General features: G+C 39.9%; 31 protein-coding genes. 2 read left to right on the top strand and 29 right to left on the bottom strand.

Annotated features, from left to right (window positions below):
• The 29 genes from ACYQ4O_RS00155 to ACYQ4O_RS00015 all read right to left on the bottom strand — a co-directional run bounded on the left by ACYQ4O_RS00155 (position 1) and on the right by ACYQ4O_RS00015 (position 24,502).
• Entirely contained in the window at positions 1 to 522 is a 522-nt protein-coding gene (locus ACYQ4O_RS00155; RefSeq protein ID WP_460174384.1) for a phage baseplate protein, read from the bottom strand.
• Between the two features lie 3 nt (positions 523 to 525).
• Positions 526 to 2,241: a phage tail family protein gene (locus ACYQ4O_RS00150; RefSeq protein ID WP_460174383.1), complete on the bottom strand. Its 1,716-nt coding sequence runs from the start codon at positions 2,239 to 2,241 to the stop codon at positions 526 to 528.
• 32 nt (positions 2,242 to 2,273) lie between these two features.
• Complete coding sequence (locus tag ACYQ4O_RS00145) at positions 2,274 to 2,453, bottom strand: hypothetical protein (RefSeq protein ID WP_089275687.1); 180 nt, start codon at positions 2,451 to 2,453, stop codon at positions 2,274 to 2,276.
• A 14-nt stretch (positions 2,454 to 2,467) separates the two neighbouring features.
• Positions 2,468 to 2,863, bottom strand: coding sequence for a phage tail assembly chaperone (locus ACYQ4O_RS00140; protein WP_460174382.1), 396 nt, complete (start codon positions 2,861 to 2,863; stop codon positions 2,468 to 2,470).
• Positions 2,864 to 2,865: 2 nt separating this feature from the next.
• The gene (locus ACYQ4O_RS00135; RefSeq protein ID WP_460174381.1) at positions 2,866 to 3,309 is read right to left on the bottom strand and encodes a phage tail fiber protein; all 444 of its coding nucleotides are present in this window, start codon (positions 3,307 to 3,309) and stop codon (positions 2,866 to 2,868) included.
• A 32-nt stretch (positions 3,310 to 3,341) separates the two neighbouring features.
• Positions 3,342 to 4,838: a DUF3383 domain-containing protein gene (locus ACYQ4O_RS00130; RefSeq protein ID WP_460174380.1), complete on the bottom strand. Its 1,497-nt coding sequence runs from the start codon at positions 4,836 to 4,838 to the stop codon at positions 3,342 to 3,344.
• 54 nt (positions 4,839 to 4,892) lie between these two features.
• Positions 4,893 to 6,527 (bottom strand): hypothetical protein, encoded by a 1,635-nt coding sequence (locus tag ACYQ4O_RS00125; RefSeq protein WP_460174379.1) that lies wholly within the window; start codon positions 6,525 to 6,527, stop codon positions 4,893 to 4,895.
• 2 nt (positions 6,528 to 6,529) lie between these two features.
• Positions 6,530 to 7,147, bottom strand: a complete 618-nt coding sequence (locus ACYQ4O_RS00120) for a phage neck terminator protein (RefSeq protein ID WP_460174378.1) — start codon at positions 7,145 to 7,147, stop codon at positions 6,530 to 6,532.
• Positions 7,095 to 7,574: a hypothetical protein gene (locus ACYQ4O_RS00115; protein WP_066590737.1), complete on the bottom strand. Its 480-nt coding sequence runs from the start codon at positions 7,572 to 7,574 to the stop codon at positions 7,095 to 7,097. Before ACYQ4O_RS00115 ends, ACYQ4O_RS00120 begins: the two co-directional genes overlap by 53 nt.
• A 2-nt stretch (positions 7,575 to 7,576) precedes the next feature.
• Positions 7,577 to 8,140 carry a hypothetical protein gene (locus ACYQ4O_RS00110; protein ID WP_460174377.1) on the bottom strand — a complete coding sequence of 188 codons (564 nt, stop codon included), beginning with the start codon at positions 8,138 to 8,140 and terminating at the stop codon, positions 7,577 to 7,579.
• An 87-nt stretch (positions 8,141 to 8,227) separates the two neighbouring features.
• Positions 8,228 to 8,656, bottom strand: coding sequence for a DUF4054 domain-containing protein (locus ACYQ4O_RS00105; protein ID WP_460174376.1), 429 nt, complete (start codon positions 8,654 to 8,656; stop codon positions 8,228 to 8,230).
• 26 nt (positions 8,657 to 8,682) lie between these two features.
• The gene (locus ACYQ4O_RS00100) at positions 8,683 to 9,192 is read right to left on the bottom strand and encodes a hypothetical protein (protein WP_460174375.1); all 510 of its coding nucleotides are present in this window, start codon (positions 9,190 to 9,192) and stop codon (positions 8,683 to 8,685) included.
• Between the two features lie 111 nt (positions 9,193 to 9,303).
• Positions 9,304 to 10,362 carry a major capsid family protein gene (locus tag ACYQ4O_RS00095; RefSeq protein ID WP_460174374.1) on the bottom strand — a complete coding sequence of 353 codons (1,059 nt, stop codon included), beginning with the start codon at positions 10,360 to 10,362 and terminating at the stop codon, positions 9,304 to 9,306.
• 33 nt (positions 10,363 to 10,395) lie between these two features.
• A complete protein-coding gene (locus ACYQ4O_RS00090; protein WP_460174373.1) occupies positions 10,396 to 10,908 on the bottom strand; it encodes a structural cement protein Gp24 in 513 nt (170 codons plus the stop codon).
• 27 nt (positions 10,909 to 10,935) lie between these two features.
• Positions 10,936 to 12,435 carry a DUF2213 domain-containing protein gene (locus ACYQ4O_RS00085; RefSeq protein ID WP_460174372.1) on the bottom strand — a complete coding sequence of 500 codons (1,500 nt, stop codon included), beginning with the start codon at positions 12,433 to 12,435 and terminating at the stop codon, positions 10,936 to 10,938.
• Positions 12,436 to 12,707: 272 nt separating this feature from the next.
• Positions 12,708 to 13,604: a minor capsid protein gene (locus ACYQ4O_RS00080; protein WP_460174371.1), complete on the bottom strand. Its 897-nt coding sequence runs from the start codon at positions 13,602 to 13,604 to the stop codon at positions 12,708 to 12,710.
• Positions 13,604 to 15,235, bottom strand: coding sequence for an anti-CBASS protein Acb1 family protein (locus ACYQ4O_RS00075; protein WP_460174370.1), 1,632 nt, complete (start codon positions 15,233 to 15,235; stop codon positions 13,604 to 13,606). Before ACYQ4O_RS00075 ends, ACYQ4O_RS00080 begins: the two co-directional genes overlap by 1 nt.
• Positions 15,236 to 15,504: 269 nt before the next feature.
• Positions 15,505 to 17,934: a phage terminase large subunit gene (terL, locus tag ACYQ4O_RS00070; RefSeq protein WP_460174369.1), complete on the bottom strand. Its 2,430-nt coding sequence runs from the start codon at positions 17,932 to 17,934 to the stop codon at positions 15,505 to 15,507.
• A complete protein-coding gene (locus ACYQ4O_RS00065) occupies positions 17,876 to 18,430 on the bottom strand; it encodes a terminase small subunit-like protein (RefSeq protein WP_460174368.1) in 555 nt (184 codons plus the stop codon). The genes terL and ACYQ4O_RS00065 overlap by 59 nt, the downstream gene beginning before the upstream one ends.
• Before the next feature lie 54 nt (positions 18,431 to 18,484).
• Complete coding sequence (locus ACYQ4O_RS00060) at positions 18,485 to 18,637, bottom strand: hypothetical protein (RefSeq protein WP_281523940.1); 153 nt, start codon at positions 18,635 to 18,637, stop codon at positions 18,485 to 18,487.
• Between the two features lie 153 nt (positions 18,638 to 18,790).
• The gene (locus tag ACYQ4O_RS00055) at positions 18,791 to 19,216 is read right to left on the bottom strand and encodes a type II toxin-antitoxin system HicB family antitoxin (protein WP_460174367.1); all 426 of its coding nucleotides are present in this window, start codon (positions 19,214 to 19,216) and stop codon (positions 18,791 to 18,793) included.
• A gap of 358 nt (positions 19,217 to 19,574) precedes the next feature.
• Positions 19,575 to 20,060 carry a hypothetical protein gene (locus tag ACYQ4O_RS00050; RefSeq protein WP_460174366.1) on the bottom strand — a complete coding sequence of 162 codons (486 nt, stop codon included), beginning with the start codon at positions 20,058 to 20,060 and terminating at the stop codon, positions 19,575 to 19,577.
• A 149-nt stretch (positions 20,061 to 20,209) separates the two neighbouring features.
• Entirely contained in the window at positions 20,210 to 20,629 is a 420-nt protein-coding gene (locus tag ACYQ4O_RS00045) for a DUF2513 domain-containing protein (RefSeq protein WP_460174365.1), read from the bottom strand.
• Between the two features lie 3 nt (positions 20,630 to 20,632).
• Positions 20,633 to 21,097, bottom strand: coding sequence for a hypothetical protein (locus ACYQ4O_RS00040; RefSeq protein WP_460174364.1), 465 nt, complete (start codon positions 21,095 to 21,097; stop codon positions 20,633 to 20,635).
• A 7-nt stretch (positions 21,098 to 21,104) separates the two neighbouring features.
• On the bottom strand, positions 21,105 to 21,611 hold the full coding sequence (locus tag ACYQ4O_RS00035) for a hypothetical protein (RefSeq protein WP_460174363.1): 507 nt from the start codon (positions 21,609 to 21,611) through the stop codon (positions 21,105 to 21,107).
• Positions 21,612 to 21,841: 230 nt separating this feature from the next.
• Positions 21,842 to 22,138, bottom strand: a complete 297-nt coding sequence (locus tag ACYQ4O_RS00030) for a hypothetical protein (protein ID WP_460174362.1) — start codon at positions 22,136 to 22,138, stop codon at positions 21,842 to 21,844.
• Positions 22,139 to 22,335: 197 nt separating this feature from the next.
• Positions 22,336 to 22,911: a hypothetical protein gene (locus tag ACYQ4O_RS00025; RefSeq protein WP_460174361.1), complete on the bottom strand. Its 576-nt coding sequence runs from the start codon at positions 22,909 to 22,911 to the stop codon at positions 22,336 to 22,338.
• Positions 22,912 to 22,935: 24 nt separating this feature from the next.
• Complete coding sequence (locus ACYQ4O_RS00020) at positions 22,936 to 23,940, bottom strand: hypothetical protein (RefSeq protein ID WP_460174360.1); 1,005 nt, start codon at positions 23,938 to 23,940, stop codon at positions 22,936 to 22,938.
• 349 nt (positions 23,941 to 24,289) lie between these two features.
• Positions 24,290 to 24,502, bottom strand: a complete 213-nt coding sequence (locus ACYQ4O_RS00015) for a helix-turn-helix domain-containing protein (RefSeq protein WP_460174359.1) — start codon at positions 24,500 to 24,502, stop codon at positions 24,290 to 24,292.
• Between the two features lie 125 nt (positions 24,503 to 24,627).
• Between ACYQ4O_RS00015 and ACYQ4O_RS00010 the strand changes: the two genes are divergently transcribed.
• Both ACYQ4O_RS00010 and ACYQ4O_RS00005 read left to right on the top strand, forming a co-directional pair.
• Positions 24,628 to 25,302, top strand: a complete 675-nt coding sequence (locus ACYQ4O_RS00010) for a LexA family transcriptional regulator (protein WP_460174358.1) — start codon at positions 24,628 to 24,630, stop codon at positions 25,300 to 25,302.
• Positions 25,303 to 25,310: 8 nt separating this feature from the next.
• A partial coding sequence (locus ACYQ4O_RS00005; protein ID WP_460174357.1) for a hypothetical protein occupies positions 25,311 to 26,000 on the top strand: 690 nt, incomplete at its 3' end.

Genomic DNA, 26,000 nt, shown 5'->3' with positions numbered 1-26,000 from the left:
TTATTTAAATTTATTAGAAACACTCTTAAAGAATGAAGTTCTTGTTTGTGCCTGTCCGGTATTTACTTTATTCGCAGAAGTTGCACGCTTAGGCGAGTACTTAGTCTTTTGATTGCTTAGATCAACGCTAATGATTTCTACAAAAGAACAATGTACAGATAAGAAACAAGCTCCAGTTGATTGAGTTCTCGTAAAGTCGTAATGGTCTAGTGCCATGTTGCGCCAAATCTTAGCCGGAGAAAAAATCGTACAAGTTTCCGTACTTTGTATTTTCTTATCTAGCATAGCTAAAGCCAAAACCTGCACCGGATAACTACCATTAAATAAGAACTCAACATTAACCCTTTTGGGTTCTCGCACAATGTTATAGGCGGCAAGCTGTCCATTTTCTATCGGTTCGGTTGGTATCTTAGAACTGCTATCTGCGTCTATTGAACCGATTGACGTGTACGGAACAAAAGGTAAGAGGTTATCGCTAACTACTGTCCACGCTAACCCCATGACTGAATTAATTGAAGCCATTTTTTAATAACTCTCTATTAAACCTGTCGAGCTATTAGCCAACAGATCGTTTTTATTCAAACCTTCGGATACGCCCTGCATTGTGGCTTGTTTAATCGCTTGCGGGTCTGCGTCACCGTTCACATTAATAACTACATCAGTCTTAACTTGATTGTTTACTGTGTTTTGTTTTACGGCTTTTCCGGCGTAAGACGCTCCGTTACCTGCAATGTTTCCGGCCGGAGGTACTATCTTCTTTTCCTTATCGTCACCAAAACCCAAGAAGTTTTTAACGCTGTCCATAGGGTTAGTTAAAGCGTCCGGCATTTTCCAATCAGAGAAAAAATTAAGTTTTTCTGTTATCCAATCGAAAATAGAAGCCACGCTATCTTTAATACTTTCCCACGTTTCAATGAACGTCTTTTTGATTTCAGGAAGTTTATTAATTAAATCCGCAATTCCTTTTGCAACGCTTCCAATACTTCCGACAATCGTAGTAATTGCTGTTTTAACAACTGCCCCAAAGACATCCATAAACAAGTCTTTTACAGGCTTTAAAGCGTCACCAAGTTCGCAAATAGCTTTCCATGCGTCTTTAAATGATTGTCTTACGCCTTCAATATCTTCACTTGAGTATCCAAGAGTTTCAAGGAACTCACCAAAAACGCTATCCCCGCCCTCAACAAAAGTAATTAAATCATCTATAGCACCAGCTAATAGAACGATTAAACCGATTGCAACCCCGAGCGGACTAAAGAGTGCTCCTAATACTTTAGGGGCGTTAGTTAAGATTGCACGAGGCCCGAAGGCAGCAGCAGCCGCAACGGTAATTGTTCCTAATGCAACCTTGATAAATTCTGAATGTTCTCCAATAAAATTGGCTAATTCTGCAAATGCTTTAACCGCTTTTTCTACATATGGAATGAAAAACTTGGCAAACTGGTTGCCAATGTTTTGAACTGCCATTCCTGTAGTTTGCCACGCTATCTTAAAACGCCTTGCATTTTCTGCGTCTTTAGGCGTTAATGCCATTTTTCTATAGGTTTCAACAAGCGTATTCATTTGCTTATTGTTCTGCAAGAAAACGGCGGCACTTTCCCGGGTCAAACCCATGTATTTCAAGGCATAGTCAGCTTGAGCACCGCTCATGCCATTGAGTTGTTTTCCCATTCTTAGGAAAACTTCACCGCTTGCGCCTGTGCGCTGTGTAAACGATTTCATGGCGTTGGTGAAGGCCTCGGCACTACCACCGGCGGCAACATTAGCTTTACGCCATGCGTCAATTTCTGATACGTTCATCCGAACGGACTTAGATAAATCATCTAACTTAGCTCCTTCGTCAAGGAAGTTAGTAAACATGAGCTTTGCGCCGAACATGGCAACCAACGGCCCGGCATAAGACTTGATAGCGGAAAATACTCTTTTAGCCGTACTGTCTAATTGCTCAAATGCTTTTTGTCCTTGCTTACCTGCTTTATCTAAATCTTTTCCGGTTTGTTCTGCTTTAACGGAGGCTTGATCTAATCCTTTGCCTACTTTAACTATTGCGTCTCCGGTCTCGTTTACTTTTTGAGCTGTAATGTCTGTCGCATTACCCAAAAGGTGATTGATATCTTCATCCGCACCAGCAGATTTTTTAATTAGGTAATCTAACTTCTTGGCTAATAAATCAAAGAACTCAATAATCCCGTCTGCTTTTAAGCCAATGTCGATTAATAACTCGTCAGTTGTTGTTGCCATGATTTTTAGCCAAAAAAGTTAGAAGTTAAAAATTAGTTTTGGCTCTTTTGTGCGAGCCATTTGTTGTAGTTTTCAACTAAAAGAACTTCATCCAACTGATACGCTTCTTCCAGCGTCATAGTTGTTTGAAGTTCTTGTAGTGTCGCTAAGTTATTAGCAATTAAGCGAGAAAAAAGCGGGGAAAAATTAGAAGGTGTTGCAATTCCCCGCACCTTAGCGCAGTCAGCTAGAAACTCACCCCTTCGAGGGAGGTAAATTTCAGATAAGCGGGAAAAAAACCGAAATTTGCCTCCATAGATTCTTTTCTTAATCTAAGAAGCGTAAGCGGTGAGGAAATATAGCCGTCTGCGTCATCATAAGAAAATTGTGTTTCCTTACCGTCACAAACTCGATACACACATTTAAGCAGTTCATCAAGGATTGCTTTAGCTTCCGGATATGGAGAACTTAAAACGGCTTTAATCGCTTCATTGTAATTAATAGATTCAAAATTCATGTTCTTTCCGGCCAACATTGCTACACGGATAATCAAATCTTCTGACTTTGTAGCCGGTAAAGGATAAATCTTGAATGTGAGCTTATTTCCGCCGTCATCCAGCTTAATAATTTTCGATTCTTTCATTATTAAATTTTCTCCATTCTTTCAAAGTGGAATACCCAAGTTGTCGGTGCTAAAACTTTATTAATCGCTGGCAACGGGTTTGCGGTTTGAAGCACGCCATTAGAAAATTGGTAAGACTTTCCGATACTAGGTAAGCGAACAGTTAAGTTACAAACGTAAGGCTTTTTGTTTGAACTCATTGCTTCGTAAATGTTCGCAAATGCGAACGCTGTAGGGGAATTAGCTTCTAACGTAATTGTTACCGGGTAAATGTTGGGGGTAACACCAGCAGCCATATGACTGTCTACACCCATGCGGGTTTCGGCAATTTGCATTGAATCGGCAACTACTGCTGCGTCTGTTGAAAAGTTTTGTAATTGAATACCGTTAGGGTATAAATCTTCTACTGTCATAACCGCCGAAACATTGGCGGCGGTGATATCTAAATTTTGTGTTGGTAAAGCCATTTTTAAGCTCCAAAACTAAGTAAAACTAAGCATTAAAGAATTGCGGTTAAGGGCATTTCTACACGTTGGATACTTCCGGCATACGTGTACCATAGGCCTAAACGTGGCGTTCCTCTCTCTGTACGTACATTCGCAGACGGGGACTCAATCAAGTACCAATAACCCTTAGAGTACAAATCTTGTTTAATGTTTGTATTAGCGGTTTCAGTAAGTAACTGTTGAACTTGAGAGTTAGATAGTTCTAATCCTGTATCGATCACTCCGTTGCGTTTTGCCTCGTTGATAGGGTCAAGTAACCACGCTTCAATAAATGCGAATCCTAAGGCGTTATAAGGTGCTCTATTGATTGAAGCGAAGCCGTCCATAATTTGGCGTTGAATACGAGCTTTAAACCAAATCATTCCGTATAGAACATCAATGAATTCATAGATACCGGATAACAGGCAACCACGATTAATAAAGTCAAACTCAGCATTACGGGTTGCAAATGCGCCCACGTAATTCACTCTCAAATCATCTAAGGCTTCGGCTACTTCATCGCTTAGAACGCTTGCTTTAATGCCAGAAGCGGATTTAGCGAACCATGTTTTAATTCCTTGGTTTGCCGTCCAGTCAATGGAGGCACCCACGGCCAAAAATGTAGCGGTTTCCTGCGCACTGCCGTAAACCTCAACAAGACAATTGAAGTTATTTTCTTTCAGCTTGTAGGCTTTAGTTTGAGATTGTGTCGCTTGATTGGTCATCTTTACGTCATTATCCCAATCGAAATAGACATAATCATCATCGATATCTGCCCACTTAGCTAATTCCACGGCTTCATCTAATTCTGTCTCGTAAAGAGTAGTAAAGCCTACCCAATTGCGAGAAACCGAAGTAATAAGGTTCATATTTTGAGCCGGAGTTAAAGCCTTAGAACCTTGCGACAAAACCGCTCCGGTCTCTTCACTCAAACCTAACAAAGTGGATAAATCTGTGCCGGAACCTGTGGCCTCGGCGTATCCGATTGTTGCCGTGTCACCTGTTGCGGAGGTTGTAAGAATAATGGCTTTTTGGTCAGAGTTATAAACGCCTGTAACGCCTGTAATAGCAGTAGCAAGTAAAGAAGCTACTTCACTTAATGACTTAGCAGTAGATAAATCTAAATCGGATACTGTCTTAGTTTCAGCCCCAACGGTAATTTTTAATGAACCGTCTTCAATCTTAACCAGTTCGGATAATTGAGTATTAACCGGAGCGGAACGAATCCAAGCGGAACAATCAGCGGAAACCCTGCGAGCGATAAATAATCTTTGTACTGATTTCTGTTGATTGTTTACGCCTGAAAAGTATTGATTCGCAAAATCAGCTTCTTTTGATTCAGCCCCAAAATAATTGGCAACTGATTGAGCCGTAATGAACTCAACCGCAGGTTTAGAAGTTGGAATAAGTGCATTATCGGTAAGCAAGAGGCCGTTTGTTTCGAGGTCAGCCGAACCTGCTCCGATAACTCTAGGGGTAATTTGGATTAGGTAATTAGCATTAATGGACATAATTAAATCCCATAAAAAAAGCCCTCGGTTAGGAGGGCGGTTTGAAGTTAAGAATTATTTTGAAGTTTCTCTTTTCTTTCTCAATTCAGTAAAGAATTTTTTATATTTAGGTTGATTGGTAAACAAGTGAGATAAGTACTTACCTCCTTGTTGTTTCCAATGATCTAGTGCTATTTGGTTAAGTTTTTGAGGTATTGAGTCTCTAGATAGCGAATGTTTAATAACATCGTTTCTAGCCACCTTCTCACCGAATAGCGAATCAGTTTGAGATTCAGCAAGTAAATCATCTGCCAACCTATTAAGTTTTTCGGTAATAGTTTTAGACGAACGAGGATTATCAGCGAATAACTTAATAATCATGTTTTCTGCTGTATTTTCCGAACCTGCCTTAAACAAATCTTGAGAAGTTGCCTCATCTTTTAGATTTTGTCCTTTACTTCTTGCGTTAATAGCTCGCATGGCGGCGTTGGAAACCAAATCTCTAATATCGTAATCACTTCCTGCATTTCTCAATGCTTGCATTTTTGCCGAAGCACCCTCCAAAGCATTAATAATGTTTTTGCTCTCAGGCTCCAAGGCTTGCGCATACATAGTTGTTAAGCCTTCATTTTCGTATGCTTTCTCAAAAACTGCTGCATTAAATCGGTACAAGGCTTGGCGTGTAGGTTTACCGCTCTTATCAATTAATCCTCCTTGTTCACTAGCGGGCATATTCTTTACGAAGTCTACTAATGTCTCTTGTGTAGGCGAACCGTCTTGATAAGTTTGTATCTGGTCAAAAGAAACTCGGTTAGCGTCATTCCTCGCTTGTTCAACCGCCGTCATTTGGATATTTCCGGCAACGTTAGATTTATCTCCAATATCTTTAGTTACGTCTTTAGGTTGCATTACACGAACTAAGATCGGATTATCCATTTTGCTAATAACTCGCTTATCAACTCCATGGTTATTATCCATATACAAATCATCGCTGTAATCTTGTGCGGTTCCTTGTTTGTAGGCTTGAGTTAATCCGGTAACTCGTCCGTTACCTGCAATGGCTCTAATTTTTGAAGGATCATCAGAGTAATAATCGTTGTTTGTCTGTCCGTTAATATCGTTAGAAGTTAGAACTTTATTAGCGTCAACTACTGCATATTGAACGGCGTATTTAGTACCGTCTGGCATTGTCGCCCATTCTTTTCTACCTAATTGGTTCTCAGGAATAGAACCGAATGCAACCACCGGAGCACCCGAGCCAAAATCTCTAGATTGAGATAATCTATCGTAATCTGGATTTTGTGCGATAGCGTGCATTTGAGTACGTGAAGCCACGCTAGTGCGGTCTCTATTTTGTAGAACATTTTCAGAGGAGATTTTCTCTGGATTTTTAAAATCAAGTTTTTCAGGTAATTTCTTCCTTTTTTCTAGACGTTCTTTTACTCTTTGTTCGTGCTCTTCGTTTAGTTTCTTATCGCTTTTTGCCTTGGAAATATGCTTACCTGTGAACTTTCCACCCATACCACCGAGAATATTACCCGTGCTTTCATCAATTAATGCAGGTCGTCCCTTAGCTTCCTTTCCGTTCGGGTGTACGGTAATCCATTTAGAAGCGTCCTCAGCAATTCTATTGTTTCGTTTAAAAGCCTGTCCGATAGAAAAAGAAAGTCCTAGCCGAAACGCTCTACCTATTTCCTTAGCATTTTCCATTTTTAATCGTCCTTTGGAGGATAGCTAACATCAACATTCTTTAAATCAACGTTCACAGCACTAAAGAATCCCATTGTTGCTTTAACAACTGATTGCATACTCAAGTGAAGCGTTAATGTTGAACGTTTTACATAAGAATCAGAATCACCTACTAGAGTTGTATCCTTCGGGTCATCTGCGTATAGAAGACTTAAGCCCCTATCTTTAAAGAATTGAACGCCAACGGAGGAGCGGGCTACAGTATCAAGTGCCTGCGCTCTTAGCATGGCATTAATGCCGTCTTCTCCGTTTTTCGTGGAGGCGTAGCAGTCAACCTGCACTAAAACCTCTACAGTGTTAGATAAATAAATTTCATCATCTAAACCTTTGTCATCATACTGTTCAAATCCTGTGCCGTGGCGCACACTGGATATATACGAGAAGATAACGTAATCGTTACTTTCAGCAGGTAATGCGATATTGTTTTGATTACCGTAAAAGATATTTTCTTTCTTAATCTCAGGTACGGCAAAAACAGATAAGAACTCATAAACCACTTTAACAATGTTAGGGGTTAAGTTTTCCGCTTTAATTGTTTGTGTCGGTTCCTGTGCCGTTTTCGTTTTCAGTGTTTTCTTCATCGTCATTTTCTTTAATCGTTAATTGTGGCGTATCGGTTTGAAAAGTACACCGAACACAAACCCAACCAGCGTCCGAAAAATCCTCTAATACCGCTGTGATAAGCCAATACCCGCCAAACTTATCAACAATGTAATCACCCGAACGGGCGAGAGGTCTATATAAGCTCCACGGCCTCGATTCACGGTCATTAGACGCATGAATGTATAGCTTTCTGACTGTTGAGTTTTGACCCGCCAAATTTGCATGGTCTAGAGTACTATCCCCTTCGCTCTGGAAGTTCCCGGTAATCGTCTCAGCTGGTGCATATAACGCTTTAATCAAGCCGTTAACGTTCTCTTGACCTAGCGAGCGATAGTACGTAAAAGAATCATCCTGATAGTTAGCGTTAATCGCATGACGCACGATTGAATGTAGATTCAAGCTCATTATTAAATTACCTTCATTTCTATTGACGCAAACAAATTCCCGTTTAGTCTCAATGCTTGGGTTGTTGTCGTGTTGTTTGGCAATGATTCACCTCGTTGTATTTTTCTTACTTTTTTGTTTTCTCCAAGGGCTTCAAACATTGCCATAGTCAGCGGTGAACGCTTAGGAAAAGAACCGGGCGGGCAACCACCTTGATCAATCGTTTTCCTAATATCTGCTTTAACTGTCTCTCCTAACGTAGTAAATGCCTTGGTTACGTCTTGGGTTTTTATTAATTGTTCTTTAAATAGTTCCGCCCATTCCTTATTTTTTTGAGCGAACGTAGCCCGCATAAAGGGCCGGGGCGGATTGCTTAAAGTTGAAAACTTATAGTTAGTTCCCAATTGTGCATTTAACCAAGCGTTCTGCTTAGGAGTAACTCTTTGTACCCACCCGTACTCTAGATACATTGCATAAGTCGCAGTATCGGAATTCATTACCCCAACAAGTAACTTTTTACTCGCATTAGCTTTAATGTTTTCTAGTAACTTTCCGGTTAGGTTATTAGATAGAACTCGGATAGCCATGTTAAAATCAACTAGTTAATTTTCAAACAACTTCATTAGATCTCGCTCGGTACTTTTTAGGCCGGGCGTTTTTTTATCTAAAAATCGTTATCCCCACGGGTGGAAATTACCCCCACCGTAGAATCTTCCCCCAACTCTAAATCTAGCGGTCATAGTCCAATACATCGCACCGCATTTTGTTTGCGCCCACCAGTCACCAACAAAAGTATTAGCTTTTAGCAGGTCAAAAGAGGTACTTACTGAACCTTGAGAAGCACTAGTAATTCTTCCGGGTTGGCCTTCCGGCTGTTGGTCTAATGTGAGTAAATGGCAAGTAGCAAGATAAAGCAGCCGTTCACGCAAAAAGATTTTATTTTCAGGGTCATAAGGTGCAAAACTATCAGCGTCCGTATTGCCTACAAACCCTACGGCCAAATCAAAGTAATACTGCAAGTATTCATCCGAAAATTTAACTTCATCCGAATAGGCCGGGTAAATTTCTCTGAATTTGTCGGGGTCAAAAATTACTACTGCCATAGTGCACCATTAAAAGTAAGATTTAATTACTCTTCTTGTTTTGCTTCTTTAACGCTCATAGATTCGGGAACTATCGGGTGTAATCCGTTGTCCATTTCTTCTAATTCCCCGTGGTCTTGTTTAGAGTTGTATTCGTCTTCGGTTTTCATCTCTAATAAACACGGTAACCCGCCGTTGTAGCCTTTAAAAGCTCTTTCCCCGCCGTGCATTTTTACAATGTTTTCCCAGTCAACACGGTCTAATTTAACCGCAACACTGTTGCCACGGCCTAACAAAATGCCTTCTTTTTTACCTTTTAAATGATCGTTTAAACCGGGAAATACAATGGTCTTAGTTCCTCCGTTCTTTGTCGGAACGTCATCAAACATAAGGCCATGAGGTAAGGAGCAAGCGATGATTACAGTATCGCTAGATTTAGCGTTACTCTTAACTTTCTTTTCTTCTTCAAAGGAAGTTGATACCACTTGCGGGGTTTCAACTGTTTGAGCTGTTTGAACTGTTTGTTTTGCTGTAGCAGTATTAGCTTTACGTGCCATTGTTTTAATCCTTAACTTAAAAAAAAAGGAAGAGAGGGTTAGCGTCTATGCGCCCTCTCTTCCTAACGTGAGGAGAATCTAAGAGAAAAAATGACCAAAAAAAACCGGTATTTAAATACCGGTCATTGTGGCAACTAGTGAAGGTCTTCGGATTACCGTTCCCCAAGTACCGCCCATAACTTTTTGCTCAAAAGAAGAAAGTTTTGGAATAGTACGGCCTACAAAGTATTTCTCGCTATAGCAGGAATTGCCTGTATCGTTACCCATAAGAGTTGGTACTGTCATATAAAGCATTTCACCTGCGCTTGTTGAGAGTTCCGGCAACTGGACAATTTCCATTCCCGGGAAGCTCTTTTTAAGCATATCTACTGCGGTAAGGCCGAAAGAGTTCGGAGAAGAAAGGTAAGGAGCCATTGCGTTGCTAATAGCTAAAATGATTCTTCCGTTCTGATCCACTAAACCACCATTATTAGCACTAATTTGTGTCCAGAGTTTATTAATATCGTTATAAACGATATTAGCTGTAGCCTCAGGATTAGCAGCGGTCTTTTCTGCCCAAGTGCTCTTAGAGTTAATGGAAATTGGAGCGATAGAAGTAGGAAGGTTCGGGTCGTTTAACATACCGTAAATTTTCTTACCGTCCACGCCATACAGGGCAAATTTATTATGTGCTCTTGCCAAAATAAAAGCGGCTGCTTTCTGCTTAGAAGAAACAAGATTTAACTTAGCTTTGGCTGCTGTGTCTGTTTCCAAGTCGCCATATTTGATAGTAGTAGAGAATAAGAAGTTTTCTCTTACCGGATAGGCGACGTTAACATCCGCACTTACATTGTCTGTAAAGTCGGAATAAGGTGTTACGTCACCAACGTATTCTTCCACCGGGAAAGTATAGAACTTATCAGTTCTATCACCCTTACGGGCTTCGGGCATAATCTTAGAAGCATTCAATGCAGCAAAGAGAATCTCTACTACTTGCGGGTCAATAAAAGTAGTATAGACGGCTGGAACGCCAACACTAACCGGTGTTTGTAATGCGGCGTCACGTGCCAATCTTTGAGCGGTCTTTTCATAATCAACAACAATAGATCCGCTGTCTTCGGAATAAGACATAAAGTCTTTTACTTGCAAGCCTCCAACGCCTTTTAGCTTTGCTTTTTCAAAATTGTTCATTTATTAATCTCCAAAAAAATTTGAGTATCTGGATTAAGAACCGGAAGCGGCGGGTTTAATTGCCAAGCCGTGGTTGCTAATGATGATCGTGTCTCCCTTAGCTCCTGCGGTCTTTACAACCCAACCAGTATCGTTAGTTGCGCCGGCTGTGCCAAAGGAAATTGCACCAGTTGTTGGTGCGCAAAGAACGGCCTGACCAACGGAAGCGACAGCAGGGGCTTCAAGGTAATAATCTCCACGCTCTGCAATAGTCAGTTCTGCGCCCTGCTGATAAACATCGGTATCTTCACCGTCTAAGCCAACGGTTCCGGTAAAAGTTCTTTCAACAAAACCGATTACAACGTCACCGGCGGAACCCTTAGCGGAAGCAATCGGAAACTTAACCGCATTACCTGTGCTTGTTGAGGCTTTAGCAAAAGCAAAAGAACCGCATTTAACGGTTCCGTCTGAAATGTAGTTAACAGGTGTATAGACCGCCTGATTAAAAATTACCTGCTGGCCGGAAATACCAATAGCAGGATTTAAAGTTACTTTCTTTTGAAGCATTGTTTAATCTCCATTAAAAATATTTGGTTAGCTATGTACTTTGTCGAGGATTGAACCCAAGGCGGAAGGTTTAGCCGGGGCGGAATCTTTAGCAAAAGAAGATTTAGAACTTCCTGCATTACGACCCTTCATGTAAGCGAAGTAAGCGGATCTAGCGTCACGAGCAGAAACACCTTTAACGCCCAACTTGTTCAAGGCGGCAACGTAAACCGCTCCGGCGGAGTCGTAAGCACCAAGGCGAATGTTCCCGAGAACTGGTTTAACGTCATCAATAGCTTTCATTTCTGCATACATTGCTTTCTTGAGAACTTTCATAGAATCGGAAGCGGTAACTTCTTTTTTCTCTTCCTCTTCGTCTTTAGCCTCAAGTTCTTCATCGGAATCTTCTGCTTGATCTTTATCACCGTAATTCAAACCAGCTTTAAATGCGTTCTGAACTTCCTCCGGGGCTTCGTCTAAACCGCAAGCCTTTAATGCGTCTTGGATTAGCTTATCTTCCATGCCTTCTCTTTCATGGTCTGCGTCAACGCCTTTCGGGTCTTGTTTTTCGACTTTTTCACCGTAACGGGTGCCAGCCTCAAAACCTGCTTTAAATGCCGGGTCTTTCATCTTTTCATCAAGTTCTTTGTCATCGTCTTTGACTTCTTCGTCCATATTTACTTCCTCTTCTTCATCATTAGCGGGTTCATCATCTTTAACTTCCTCGTCTGAGTCTCCGGTTGCTTTCGGATAAGCGAGGTCGGTTAAAGTTGTTTTGAGTTGTTCGGCTTCGTCATCGCTTAAGCCTTTAGCCTTTAAAGACTCAATGATTTTCTCGATCTTTGCGTTCTTATCTTCATCCTGTACGTCTGTAACTTCTCCGTCTGGAGTAGTCTTGTGCAGGTCGATAATTGCTTGAGCGAGGGTCACTTCTGCCTTTTCTGTGGCATCGTTTTTTGTTTCTTCGTCCATTTTCAAAAGTTCCTGTTTTGAATCACGAGCCTTAACTTCCGGGCCAGCCCGCCCAGTTTCAACTAACGCCAAATGGTTCGCTCGAATTTGACGCTGTACATAATCGTATTTTTCCCCCGCTTCGGTGACGCCCGGCGTAAAGTCTGCAACATAGGAATAAGCAAGGCTTAACTCCTTCATTGATTCATCTTCAATGCGTTTAATTGCGTCTTTGTCGTGAATGTGTAAAGAGTTAAAGAGATACGGATAATCAAAATTTCCGTCCGTTCCTGTAGTGCCTATGCGGGTTAGTTTTGATTCCGGCTCACCGTAATCGTCATGGTGTTGCAAGTGAATCGGAATACCGTTTACGCTTTCAATAGTCTCCTGACTTTTAAGTTCGTCTGCGGGTCGGTAAGCGTAGTAAATTTTTTCCGGTTCGAGGTTTAAAGCCTCGTAGTTACTAATCTCTTTTCCTAAGTAAGGCGCAACCTGTACTTTAGTTAGCGGTGATTTAGCAACATGGAGAAAACCATTTTTATCTATTGAACGAACGCTTACCGAATCGAACGCAATAGATCTATTAGAGTTTTTCACTTCATTACCTCTAAATTATTTGTGGTTATGGGATAAGGGAATAGGCAAAACTAAGGCCAATGGCGACAAGAACAATTAATAATGCCCAACGGAAGCACCGCCCCCAAAGTGATAAGTCCTTATCGGGCGTTTTAAAAAACCACATAATTAAAAATTTCCCATGCTTTGTTATAATTTCCATAACATTTAGAACATTCCTTTAAATGGGTCTAAAAAAACCCCTTCGAGTCGTCACCTCGTTGGGGTTTTGCTTTATCTGCTGCTTTTATTGGTTACTCAGGGATTACGGGGCGAAACACGCACCGACAGTAAAAAAGTGTACCGGGAAGTACTTTCTGATCAACCTCCGAATCATATAAACCCTCTGACAATTTGAATCTTTTACCGTTCATAGCCATATGGCTTTTACGGCTTGTATACCGCCCCGGTACGTGTATCCAAATGCCCTCAGTGATACCTACTGACTTGCAATTTTCTTGCTGTATCTGTTGGCTAATTTTTAAGGTTTGATCCAGCGCAACTCTTTCAGCTCTTTTCTGCGTAAATCCTTGAGTCTTTTGTAATGTCTCGATTATGTTTGAGTAAGTATTTTTACCTTCGTAAGCGTCCATAAACGCCGAGCGGATATTTGATAGCTCAGAAGTTGCGATATTGGTAATAAGGCTAGTAGTGTCTTTAACCATGTCCGGCAACTTTTCCATGCAATTTGGCGTTATGAAAAAGTGCTTTCTGCTATCTCTCATTTCATAGTCAAGCACTGATTGAGGAATACCAGCGGATTTAAGCGAGGCTCTTTGCGCAACGCCCACATCATGAGCCAAGTTTTTTACATACCATTGTGCAATTTGTTGAGTCTCTTTGTCTGCTGTCCGCAACCACTTCATCATGTTTCGAGCGATAAAGTCATCAACGTTACGTTTAAACCGTTCGGGGTCACGTAATACAAGCTGGTTAATCTTCTCTTTAATACGTCTAAGACGTGCACGGTCGTACGGATCATCTGGTCTAAACGTAAGTGAAGCGTCTCTTGCTAATGCTCCTTCATCATCAAGATAAAGCAGAACTTCATTTAAAACACGTTGCCGGAACTGTTTTAGATAAGTCAAAACCTTCTTTTTAAATTTGGCTTGAACTCCCTTATTTGGTTCAACAGTGCGGGCGGTTTTCATTAGCTTATATCTCCGGCTTTATCCGTGTTTTCAACGTCTACTTTAGAATCCTGTGGGGCGTTACGCTGGTTAAGAAAATCCTCCATTCCGCCGTTCATACTAGAAGGGTCATCGGTCATAAGATCGCCCTCGACTTCTTCCGGCAATTCTGGAGATAGAAAATCTAACCCGCTATCTTGGTCTCGTCTTACGTACTCTCTAACCTCTTCGGCACTGATTACGTTCCTATCCTGCAGTACCGAGGCCATATCTACTTTTGTCTTAGCGGTCATGGCTTTGGCTGCACTATCTTCTTCTCCTAACTCATTAAACGTAAATGAAATAGAAGGGTCAACGTGTCCGAACTCGCAAATCTGAATAACGTTTAATAAAGTTTGTATAGCGTCTCTATTGATTTCCTGCTTAGATTTAATGTGGTCATAGTAGTTTCTGATATCGCTTTGACCCGTGGCATTAAAACCGCTCGGAGCGATACCTAATAACTTAACGGCTGGGGTTCGGTTTATAGCAGCAATAAATTCAAGTGCCTGTCGGATAATATCAACAACGCCACTAATGGTAAGGGTAATGTTTTCCACCGATTCCGCACTATCACAGGCAAAAATAGCGTCATTGTTTCTATAACGCTGTAACAGTTTCATTTTTGAATCGAGAGCCTGAACACCTCCAAAATCCATTACTTCCGCAAAGTTAGTTTTGAAAACTGTTAGATTTAATTTATCCAGAATACTTACGCCTGTTTCTCTAGCTTTATTCCAGTGCAGAACATAATCCCAAAGAATTTGGGCTTGGGGAATGCCTAAAAAGTTATATGCAGGTTTTAAAAGTAATGGCGGTTCGTTATCAACGAGCTTAATTAATCTGGAAGCGTGTACAGGTTTACCGAGTACGAACCACGAACTTGGATCAAGATAATCATCAGCGAGCGGATTAGAAGCGTTATACGGCCCGGGGGAAACATTAACCGGATCAACTACTACTAACCTAATATTTTTACCTTTTTCGAGTTCTGCTGACTTATCGGAAATATTTAACGGTAAAGTTAAATCCTCTGTTCCGGTATCAATGAAGATAAAAGCACCGCCCATGAAACCGACAATAGCTAATGCTTTATTAAACATACTTCTAAGTTTGTACTTAGATTCTTGGAAGTCTTGGAGCTTAACTAAAACGTCTGGTTCGACTTCATCCCCGCCGGTTACTTGTATCCATTCCCGGCACATATCATCCGCCACGGTCTGGATACAAGTTCTAATCATGCCGTTCTGTGCTATCTGCTGTAATACGCCGTAACCCACAAAGGAAGTAATAGGGTATTGGCCTAAATCGATAGCATGAGCGGTAAGCGATTCATAAAACGCATTAAAACCGCCAGCAAAAGCGGAATCACTAGCGAACTCGCTAGGCGTTTTTCTTTCCTCTTTCGGAATGCCTAAGCTAATTGGAGGAGCGAAAAGATTTTCTAAATCTGATTGAGTAACGGTTTGACTAGGCGGGACATAAGGGAAATAGTCCGCTTCTTGAATTTTTGAATAACGTTTACTCAGTTTCTCATGTTCACTTGATACAGTTGTATCTTTATTTACGGCTGTATCTTGAGATCCTGATTTATTTTTCTTTCGAATAGACATTATTAATCTCGTTTAAAAGTTTCGTTATTCAAGTTCTTACTTAATCAAGCTATAGGCATAAGCCAAAGTGACAACGGCAACGCAAGCCATTAAGAACCAAGGAAGAACACGACCCCAAAGGCGTAAGTTTCCCTTTTCGTCTATCAGTAATTCCATAATTGCCTTCTTTGGTATAATTTTCATATCAACTTAATTCTTCAGTTTGATAAATAGAAAACCCCGAGCAACTGCAATTGTTCGGGGTCATTTTTTTAGGTTTGAATTTTCGGTTAATACCGGACTGGATACTTCAATTGCTCCATTAGCTCAGGAGTAAGCATGAATCCGGCTTTATTGCGGTAATAGCTAAGAGCCTGACTCATCGAGTCGATCATGTCGTCATGAGCACCCGCAGGAAAATTAAACATTTCCGCTTCAAACGCACTCACCCAAGGCGTTCTGTCCGGGTCAGGTATGTAAACATTACCAGCTTCAAAAAAAGGCGTTATGGCACTTGCTCGGGCTTCTTTTGACTCCTTAGGAGTAATCGGAATAATCCCGCTTACGGTCTTTTGAAGTTCGGAAATAATCGCACTGCCATTAGCTTTATCTTCTACTAATTTTCTTGTTGCACGAGGCCACTTTCTAGCTAGTAATAAAAACATTTCCCGGGTTTTAACGAAGTCCCATTGTCCACGCACTTGATCTAAAAGATAAAAGTCCGCTCCTTTTTTGCCCCAAACCTGACCTACTACATAGTCAGAATTTTTAGAGTCTTTAAAGGTCATATCCCAACTTATTAGTTGTTGGTCAAATTGAGGCGGAACGCTTGTATCAGTCCAGTACTTAATCCATTCCGCTTTAAATATTGAACCGCCATCCGGGATCGGGTGCTGCTGATATAAAGCCACCCAATCTCTGGAACCGATTGTTTTCTTTATTTTCTCTAATTGGTTTAAGTCGTAACGCTCAGGGTGTAAAGCCTCGCCCTTATGTCGGTGCGGTTCGTCATTTTCTGCTATAGCAGGATAGTTGATTACTGTAAAAGTATCACCTGCGCCGACAGTCATATTTTCTATTAGCCGACCAATTAGATCATCACAATTATGTGTTGGAATTAATGACTTGCCGACTAAATAAATGCCGTCTTTAGCAGTTGTAGTAATGCAACGCCCCCACCCGGATTCTTCTTGCGAGGCTTTACAAAAAATAACCTGCCTATCTTTCTCTTTCCTCGGTATTACGTGCTTATAAGAAACCTTACAAGGAATATCTACTGTAGGTGAAAAACTCAATCGATAACAATCGAAATTACGAATGTATCCGTCTTTCGCTAACGTTCCTTTTTTATTCACGACCTCAGGATTGTTACTTACCATTCCCAAAGAATGAATAAGCTCTTGGACTTCTTCAAATAGTCTCTTGTTAGTATTAGCGAATCGATTTAGATTTACTGATCTGTCTCCGTCTGAATCAATCAAACCAGCTAATAACAATAATCGCTCTCTTTTTGAAGCCTGTAGATATTTACGAGGGATATGTTTGTTGAACAAAACACCCAACTCAACTAATTTTTTTCTTAGTCCTTGGTGTCTATAACGATAAACAAAATTACCCTCAGAATCTGTTTCTCTAGTAAATTGATAACCAGTATTTTCACAATGAAAGGTATATCCATGTCCGCACCGGATATCAGGGCCGGATTTAGAACCGTCTCCTAACCATAAACCAAGCCAGTAAGGATTAATAGGTAAATCTTCATCTTTTCCATAATCTAAACATTGAATATGAGGAAAGGTTCTTTTCTTTCCTAATAACTCTTTTGATTGTCGTAAAACATAATTATGTTCAGGGCGACTTTTTACTGGCCAAAGATGATTCGCTCCACAAATAATACTTTCTGTTCTTGTTTGGGCTTTATGGTCACACCATACTTTTGAGCCTATATGAGTAACCTTTATAAGATTTCCTTGTAATCCAAAAATTTCATCTCCAACTTGTAATTCTCCGTGTTTTTTCCACCCTTTAGAAGTAAGTACGGGAACATCATCTTTAATTGGGTGCCACCTTGTAGCCATTACAATTACACCTCCTCCCGGACTTAATCGTGTATAAGCTGTAGACGTATACCAATCCCAAATAGATTGACGAACTGTTGCACTATTTGCCTCTGCTCTGTCCTTGATCGGGTCATCAATAATAAGGCAGTCTGCACCCATTCCAGTGATACCGCCACCAACACCACAAGATCGATAAGAACCTCTGTGATTAACTATTTCGAACAAATCAGACGTTCTTATGTATGAACCTCTGGAGTCTACTTTTACTCTTTTACCCGATAACGTAGTATTCGGAAAAATCAAAGAGTACGTCTCGTCATCGATGATCCTTTGTACATCCCGGTTAAAACGTTGAGACATATCCGCAGCATAAGAGGTTGCGATTATTTGTAAGTCTGGATACCTACCTAGTAAATAAGCGGGAAATCTTCTTGATACAAGTTCACTCTTACCAGATCTAGGAGGGCAACAGATTATTAGACGAGGTGATTTTTTGTTAACCACCGCTTCTAGAAATTTGTCTAATACATCACATATTTCTTTGTGTACCCACCCCATTAAGTAATCAGGCTTAGTATGTTGCGTAAAGCAGGCTAAAGATTTACGAGCCTTCCAAAGGCGTATCTCCTCCAGAGTTGGAAGCCGTTTTGGATCTATCACTTAACAACTCCTCTAATTGGTTTAGCTCGTCAACGGTTAATTTTTCTAAATCGTACTTATGCACCGCTTCAATTTTTACGGGTTTATCATTTGAGCCGGTTACAACAACTTTTTTACGGTCTCCGAATCTTGAATCATCACGAAGGCCAGCTTCTCTTGCGTCTTCTTGAATGGAAACTTTTATAGCCTCAACTACACCTTTCGGAATATCCAGCATTTGGCTAAGGTGTAGTTTTGCAATCTTATAAAGCTCCTCGGATTTTTTCATCCGGCGTTCGTTGAACATATCCGCACTGTCAGCCCTTGCGCGCGCGGACTGTAAACAAAAATCAGGGTGTTCATCTTTCCATCTTCCTATAGTTACATAAGACGGCATTCCTTTCATACGTGAAATCTGACGCTCTGATTTTCCTTCTCGGATTAAGTCACAAATTTTGTCGGCAAGACTTTTACTATAGAGGGTCTTGCGTCCTCTCTTTGGTTTAGTCGTTGCCATATATACCCTCAAAGAATCGGATTAGGTTAAAGCGGGTTACAGTCTCCCCGAAACTTATTTAAAAATATCTTTAGCTTTTTTAATTACCACCAAAAGGCAATAAGCAAAGATACAGTAAGCAATTCCATAAAGAGGAATAGCGGCTATTAAAGGCAAGGAAGACGCAATAGTCATAAGTTCTCCAATAGCTTGTATAATTTCAGACATGGACAATCCTCCAGCGATTGTCTAAAAGGAAAACCCCGAACAGCTCGCAACTGGACGGGGTTTAAATTTTGTTCAGCTGATAAGAATCAACCAAGAAAAAAAGCCACCTAAGGAGGTGGCCAAATATCGATAAATTAGGTTATTTAATGTTTTTTATCTTAACTCTAATACAAGCTCTTTTCCTAGGGCTTTAAAAGCATTTTGTAATGTATCTATTTTAGTAGAATGTTTAATGTCCGTGATACGAGTAACTTCTTGGGGCTTAATTTTCATCTTGCGAGCTAAGTCTACTGGTCTTATGTTAGCTTGGACCATAGTATTCAAAAGTAAAACCTTAGCAATGACCGAAGCTGGCAAACCCACTGCCATATCCCCAGTTTGCAAATCAGAAGGCGCAGGAAATTTTCTACCGTCTTCAATATAAAAATCAATAGCCGTAATAAGAGCGTCCAACGCATCTTCTTTCAATTCGTCCAAGCTCCAAGATTCTGTAATAGCCTCTGGAACGTCACGGAAACAGGCTATAAATCCACCTTCTCCATTAGACTCAACCGTCATTGGATACTGATAGTTTGCCATTTTTAAATTCCTTTCTTGTGCGTAACTTAAGTTAACTTCAGGCGGGAGGTAATCCCCCGCCTATCGATTAACTAATTCCTAGTTGTCGTTTTATCAAGTTCATGTACTGTTTAGAGTACTCTTGCGTAGGATGTCTTTTTATTACTGTTTGCTTACCATTTAAATAAGCCTTGTAATGATTTTTACCATCCTTTAAAACGACCCCTAAAGATTTCAGTTCATCGATAAATTGTTTGTGTTTCATGTTAATAACTCATAATTTATCGATGGATTAATTATACACAAAAAAGTTTATAAATGCAAGCAAAAATGATTATTTGGCTCGCTTGATCAGGCTCAAACGAGAAAGCCGTAATAGCTAAAGTCCCAAAGAACCAACGAGGATACTAAAAATCAAAAGTAGGTTAATAACTCTTAATGCTTTTCCTCTTCTTTCAAGAATTGCATTTAATGCAGTTATTGAGTGTTGATACTGCTTTAACAAATCTTTCTGCATGGAAAGAACAGGGATATCACCTTCATTCTTAGTCTCTAGCCATTGAGGATAACTTTTACAAATTCCTTCTGGATAAGAAGAACCGCTTGAGAAAATGAGAGACATTAACAAAGCCGCTAAACATAAAGAAGCAGAAATAATGCCTAACCAAAGTCCCCAACCTTGAAAATACTTGTTAATAAATAGATAGAAAAGTAAAGAAACAAACACGGTACAAAACCCTTGATAAAAAGCAAGGCGTTTAGTTTGTTCGGGTATTTCAGAGTTAATTTTTCTATCAAGCTCACCTTTAGCGGTTTCGATAAGAATTGAAGCGGTTTTGATATCGTTAGATATATTTTCGTCCATAACAAAAAACCCCGCATTAAGCGAGGTTCCTATCTTTCGTCCATGCCAAAGCCCCTAAGCAGGGGCAAATGGTACGCACTTATGTGGTCAGCAAATTTTATTTAATTATAAAACAAAATTTTATTTTGGGGTAATTGTTTAATTTTGAGCTATTGAAGCAATGCAGGAAGTGCGAGTTTTGCTAATTCGATAACGTTTTCAATGGTTAGTGGTACACATTTTTCTTTGGCGTATTTCTTTAGTTTTTCTATGTAGTTATCAGTTCGTAAGGATTCAAGTAATGAGTAACCGTTAAGAGTTAAGGAAGGGTTAGAAGATAAAGCATAGGAATAGTAACCGTCTAAAGAGCACCGGACAGATACGCCCTCTAAATATCCGCCGTTAGCGAGAAGTTGGACATGCTTTAATACTACTCGTTGAGAACTATCCTGATTATTTCCTATACGCTCAGATAATAGCTGTCCTTCTTTCCACTCTGATAAAGATTCCACATCTGCTAGGAATTTGTCTAAAGTTTCTGATTCAACATGAGCAAGTATGGTGCGTATAAGTTTCCAGTCTAACCGCATAATTTAAATTTCCCCTGTAAGTTGTTTCCGGATATCACTTTCAAGTTCTACTCTTTCTTTAAAGATTTTTAAGATTTTTGAACGCCAGTGAATCTCTTTAGCTCCTTTGGATATATGGGCGTGTTGGCGCAGTCTTTCATATTCTCGATAAGTACCGAAAACGAAAATCTTAATAAACTTTTTGACTGGTAGGTATTGCAAGTAATCAGGCATAGAACGCCATACGTCATTAAGAAAATCAGCGTCTTTATAGTCGATAGGCTCGGGCGGATCTTCTCTGTACCTTAGCTCGTCATCTTCTCGTTTTTTGCGCTCCTCTTCGGTTTCGTGTAATCGCTCGGTTGTTGCCTTGAGGTATTGACAAAAAACAAAAGTGATAGAGACTCTTCTATCGAATCTATCGCTATAAGCCCGCCTCCAATTTTCAAGACGAGCTAAGAAATTAGTATCTATTTCAAAATCATTCATATGTTTGTCAGTACTCTACAAATTCCCAACCGTGAGTTTTCTTTGGATACACCACTATCATCTTGAAGGGGTAATTAGTTGCGGTTGATTTAACTTTTACTTTTGCGTCATCTAAAAAGATTTTTGGATTAGCTTTAACCTCGTGAAATTCAAGAGTGCTATCAGCTTTTAGAACTAAAAAATCCGGCGTGTACCAACACGCACCGTCTGCAATTTTTACCTTGATAGATTCGAACCAAATTTTTTGGATCCGGCCGGCTGCTTCCTCAGCTTTTAAGTACTCGAAATAACGCCGTTCGGTCTTATTCATTTGACCTTCTTTTAGCCTTCCTTTGGCTTGATAGAGGCGCATACCTTTAGGGTTCTTAGGACTTGTTTTGTCTGATTGAGTCGATTGAATTAAATCTTGAATAAATCCTTGCTGGAAGCGTTTTTGTCGTTCCTCTTCTTCCTTTTTCTTTTTGTAGTAAGCAACAACAAGCGGATCATCTTCGGAAAGTCTTAAGCCGTTCATTTTGTTGTCTCCTTTAATTCGAATCGGTGGCAAGACTTGCAATCCTTATGCGTAATCATCCCGTTGTATTTGCCGGAGAACCAACGTGAACAAACGCCATGTTTATCAGAGGATGACGGAAAAGCGATATACAAGGTAGTTTTTTCAAAATATTTGCAATGACCGCAAGTATTGAGATAAATCTTTTTCTTTTTTGGCATTGAGTACATAGTCGCAATAGTCTTGTGAGCTTATAAATTGATTGATATTTGTTCTAAGGTTGGATTGAAAGAGGGGGATTTTTTATAGAACGCTATGCGCTTAGATATCTGTGAATAATCCGCTTTAATGAACTTATCGCATTGATAATCAATAACGTTCGCTTCCCAGTGTTTATCTGGCTTTTCATGACAGAAAATCTTGAGGTGAAGATTACCGGGCTGGCCTAATAGGAAATCTGTAATAACGCTCATTGGGCGGTTTGCCAGTTGGTTCTTTGGTTGCGGTCTGGATTGAGCGAATTGACAAAATAAGCAAATACCGGACATTTTTATTCCTCCTGTTGGTCAATAGAGGAATCAAGTAAGAACCCGGCAAACTTAGCAAGCAGATAAATGAATGCAAATAAAGCGAATAATCTAAGCAAAATGCCAAGAACTAAATCATTCATTTTTTACCTCCCAAAATCTTCAAAATTAGTAATCGTGTTTGAACGCTCATATAAGCCGTATACGGCGTTTTGTTTTCAAAATGGGTATTCGTATTGGTTAGGATTAGAAAATTGATTCTGGAGCTTTTTAGCTAGGTCAAAAGACTTAATAAGGCCAAAGGTTTTATTTATCTTGTCGTTTTTCTCTTTCTCGATAGCCTGCTCCATTGAGTTCTTTTTTTCTTCCCGCATTAAGTCGGTTGAAAGTTGTTTTTCAAAAAAGGCTAAGATTCGAGTACCGAAGGAATAACAAGATTCGTAATCCGTTTGTCCGTTCGGTTTTGTGATTGTTTTTGGCGCAAGTTCAGGATGACCGACGTTTACAGCCCATTCATTTAAAAGTTCTATTTCTTTCCATTCGAACCGTTGGAACTTGCGGTTAATCGAGTATTCAATAGCCATGTTGTAATAGCCAATGAATTCTTTGATATTCCTTGAAACATTCGGCCAAAACCGCTTACTTACTTCTTTGTGGTATTGGCAAACAAACGGAGTCGGATCAGTGGCGTTACGAGTTGTCGAAAAAATACATTCTGGAGCCATGCAGCAAACCGGAACTATTTTTACCGATTCGCTAACGGATAAGTCTTGATTTTCTTTAGTCCATGCCATTTTTGATTTCTCCTAAGTGTGTATTTATCTTTGTTGTTGCGGTTTGTAGCTATAAAAACCTTCAATGATTCGAGGTAAGTTGTTTGGACTGGTGATAAACTCAAGATCGGCTTTAAAGCCGTTATTGCCTTGACCGTTGAGCGAATTTGCGACTTTGACCTTAGAAAAGACCCATTTCACTAAATCAAGTCCCTTTTGCTCTTCGGTTATTTCATTGTCAAGAACTAGTGCCCGCCAAAAATCCTTAAGCTGATTGATTCGCTTTTCTGTGTTCCAAATGATGACCGGAGGATTATTCGGCAAGACTTCGTGATAGCAGGCGATGATTTTGTCCTGCGGACAATTTTCGGCAAGAGGGTTGTTTGAAGGTACGTTTGTGCCTTTTCCAAGATTCGGATTATCAAGGAATGGATTTTTTCTCTGTACGTGCCTTTTTACCCAGTTTTGCCAACACTGATTCCAACCTTTATCGCTTCGGAATTTATCTTCTCCACCGCTTTGTGTGTAGTAAAACTTAAAGTCATAAAACGTTAGCTCAGGATCAAGATCCGGCCTCATAACTTGGCAATATTTCCGCCATTTTTCCGGCAACTCTTCTAAGTCAAACTTGTGAGTCCGAGATTTAGATTTAGTTTTTACTGCTGCCTTCGGTTTTTGCTCAGTTTCTTCTTGTTCGTCAAAAATCAAAAGAGAATCTTCGGAAGAAGTAATTTTTTCCTCGATTTCTTCCTTTTCTGCACTATCCGACTTATTAATTAATAATATTTGTTCTTGTTTATGTTCTTGTTCTTGTTCTTGATTAGGCAAGGTATTCGGTAAGGCTTTCGGTAAGCCTTTGCCAAAGCCTTCCGCATAACCTTCGTTATACGCTTTAATGAACTCTTCCGGAAGGGCTTTTTTGAAACTATCCGATTGATTATTAATGATAAATTCTGCACTTCTTGCAAAAATATAATCTCTTAAATTACATTCTGGAAGGCTATCTATGGCACTATTCCACGATTTAATTACGTTCGGACTTTCCGGCAAATTGTATTTAAGGAAGTTCGGAATGTAGATTAATTGCTCGGTTTTATCGTAGAGAATTAAGCCCTTTTCTAAGAGTTCCAAAAAGGCTTTTTTGAATATTTCAGTCATATCTAAGGAAAGACTTTCCGAAAGGCTTTCGGTAAGGCTTTCTTTCTCAGATAAATATTGAACGCTTCCTTGTTCAAAAGCTAAGGCCTCAATAGAAGAAGAAAATGCGCCTATGGGTGCGAGTTCTTTCTTAGTCAGAATGTAAAACCAAGCGTACCTAGCTTCAAGACTTAATGACCTGAATTTTTTGTCGTTACTAATACGACAGTCTATTTTTCTGTATACAGCCATTTTTAATCTCCTAGCGACCTTGAATATTTGCTTGAGCTTTACTAATTGTTTTGTTTCTTGAAAATACTTTTTGGAGATACAAAAGCCGCCCTTCGGGTATGCCGTGAATGCGCCACCCGGAAACGCTGGCCGGACTAACACCAACGATTACGGCGACAGCTTTAGTTCCGCCCAATTCGTTGATAACCGCCTTGGCGGTGTCTTTATCGGTTCGTTTTCTCATAATCAAAATTAGGTTTTGTTAAACAATTCCGAATTTAATTATAAGGAAATCCTAATTAAAAATAAATGTTGCCTTTTTGGTTTTTTCCTAAAATAATTAGGAAAAACTAATTTCAAGGAGTAGTTATGAGTACACTTGCAGAACGTCTTAAGGAGGCATTAGCCCAATCCGGTGTAAAGCAAATTGAAATAGCTTCTCTATGCAAAATAGCCCCTGCCTCGGTTTCGGATTGGTTTACAGGCAAAACTAAAAGTATCCGTTCGACTCATTTAGAAAAAGTTGCAAACCTTTTAAATGTTTCTTCTGTTTGGTTGGCCACCGGAAAAGGTGAGATGAAGTCTCAAACAGTGCTAGCAGAAGATCAAGTTGAAAATTTGGATGAATGGATAGAGATACCGGAATACAGAATTAAATTCGCTGCTGGATTCGACCAAGAGCCAAACTTAGAAGAACTTGACTCAAACCATAAGGCCGTTTACCGCCGTTCTTGGTTCATTGATAAAAGAATTAATCCGAATAATTGTAAGCGTTTCAGAGTAGCCGGAGACTCTATGGAGCCGTTACTTTTGGATGGTGACGTGGTACTTGTAAATTGTGCCGAAAGATTCATTATAGACGGCAGAGTTTATGCTTTTGTTTTCGGTCATGCGCTAAGAGTTAAAAGGCTCTATTCGCAAATCGACAGATCAATCTTAGTTTGTTCGGAAAACCCAAATTTTGCGGATGAAAAAATACCGCCCGATGAAGTAGATCAAGTAAAGATAATCGGTGAAGTGGTTGAACGCTCAGGGTCAATATAGGAGGCGTTATGAATACCGTTTTTAAAGTAATTTGGAACTTAATAAAACTACTGCTTCTTTGGTTTCTTATTTCATTTGCTTTAATGATTTTTACATTGTATGTAAATCCTAATGATAAGGATACAAATGCCATATTGTTCATTGTGTATATTTTTGCGCCTCCTTTATTTTATTGGTATGCAAGGCACGCCCGTAAGAAAGACGAAGAAGCACAAGAACAGCTTAGGCAAGTAGAACTGGCAAAACTTAACTTATTACCAGAGGATAAATTTAACCAGTTATTAGTAGTGGTAGAAAATGATAATAATCCGGTAGCAGTAGTTGAAAGTTTCTTCAAAAAAGCCAAAGAAGAAGAAATAGAACTTTCTCCAGATCAAAAAAATAAACTTAGATTAGCTTTGATTTTAGGATTTTGCCGAACCAAAACAGTGCCAATAAATTGGGGAAATTCGTATTTAAAAGAAGCTCCTTTCGTAGTTCAATCTACTGAAACAGTTATATACGGCTCAAAATTTAATGAACTTTGGACAACTAAAACCGAAAGACATTATCAAGCGGGAAACCGTGGAATGAGCTTAAGAATTATGAAAGGGGTATCAGTAAGAGTAGGAAATACGGCTGGAAAATCGGTATCCCAAGAAGTTAGAGAAGAATTAGACGGAGGCCAAATTTTGGCAACCACTAAGCATATTTACTAT

Source organism: Turicimonas sp. TL08, assembly GCF_054660695.1.
Note: the sequence above shows the minus strand (reverse complement) of the source record. Positions and strands in the feature narration are given on the sequence as shown.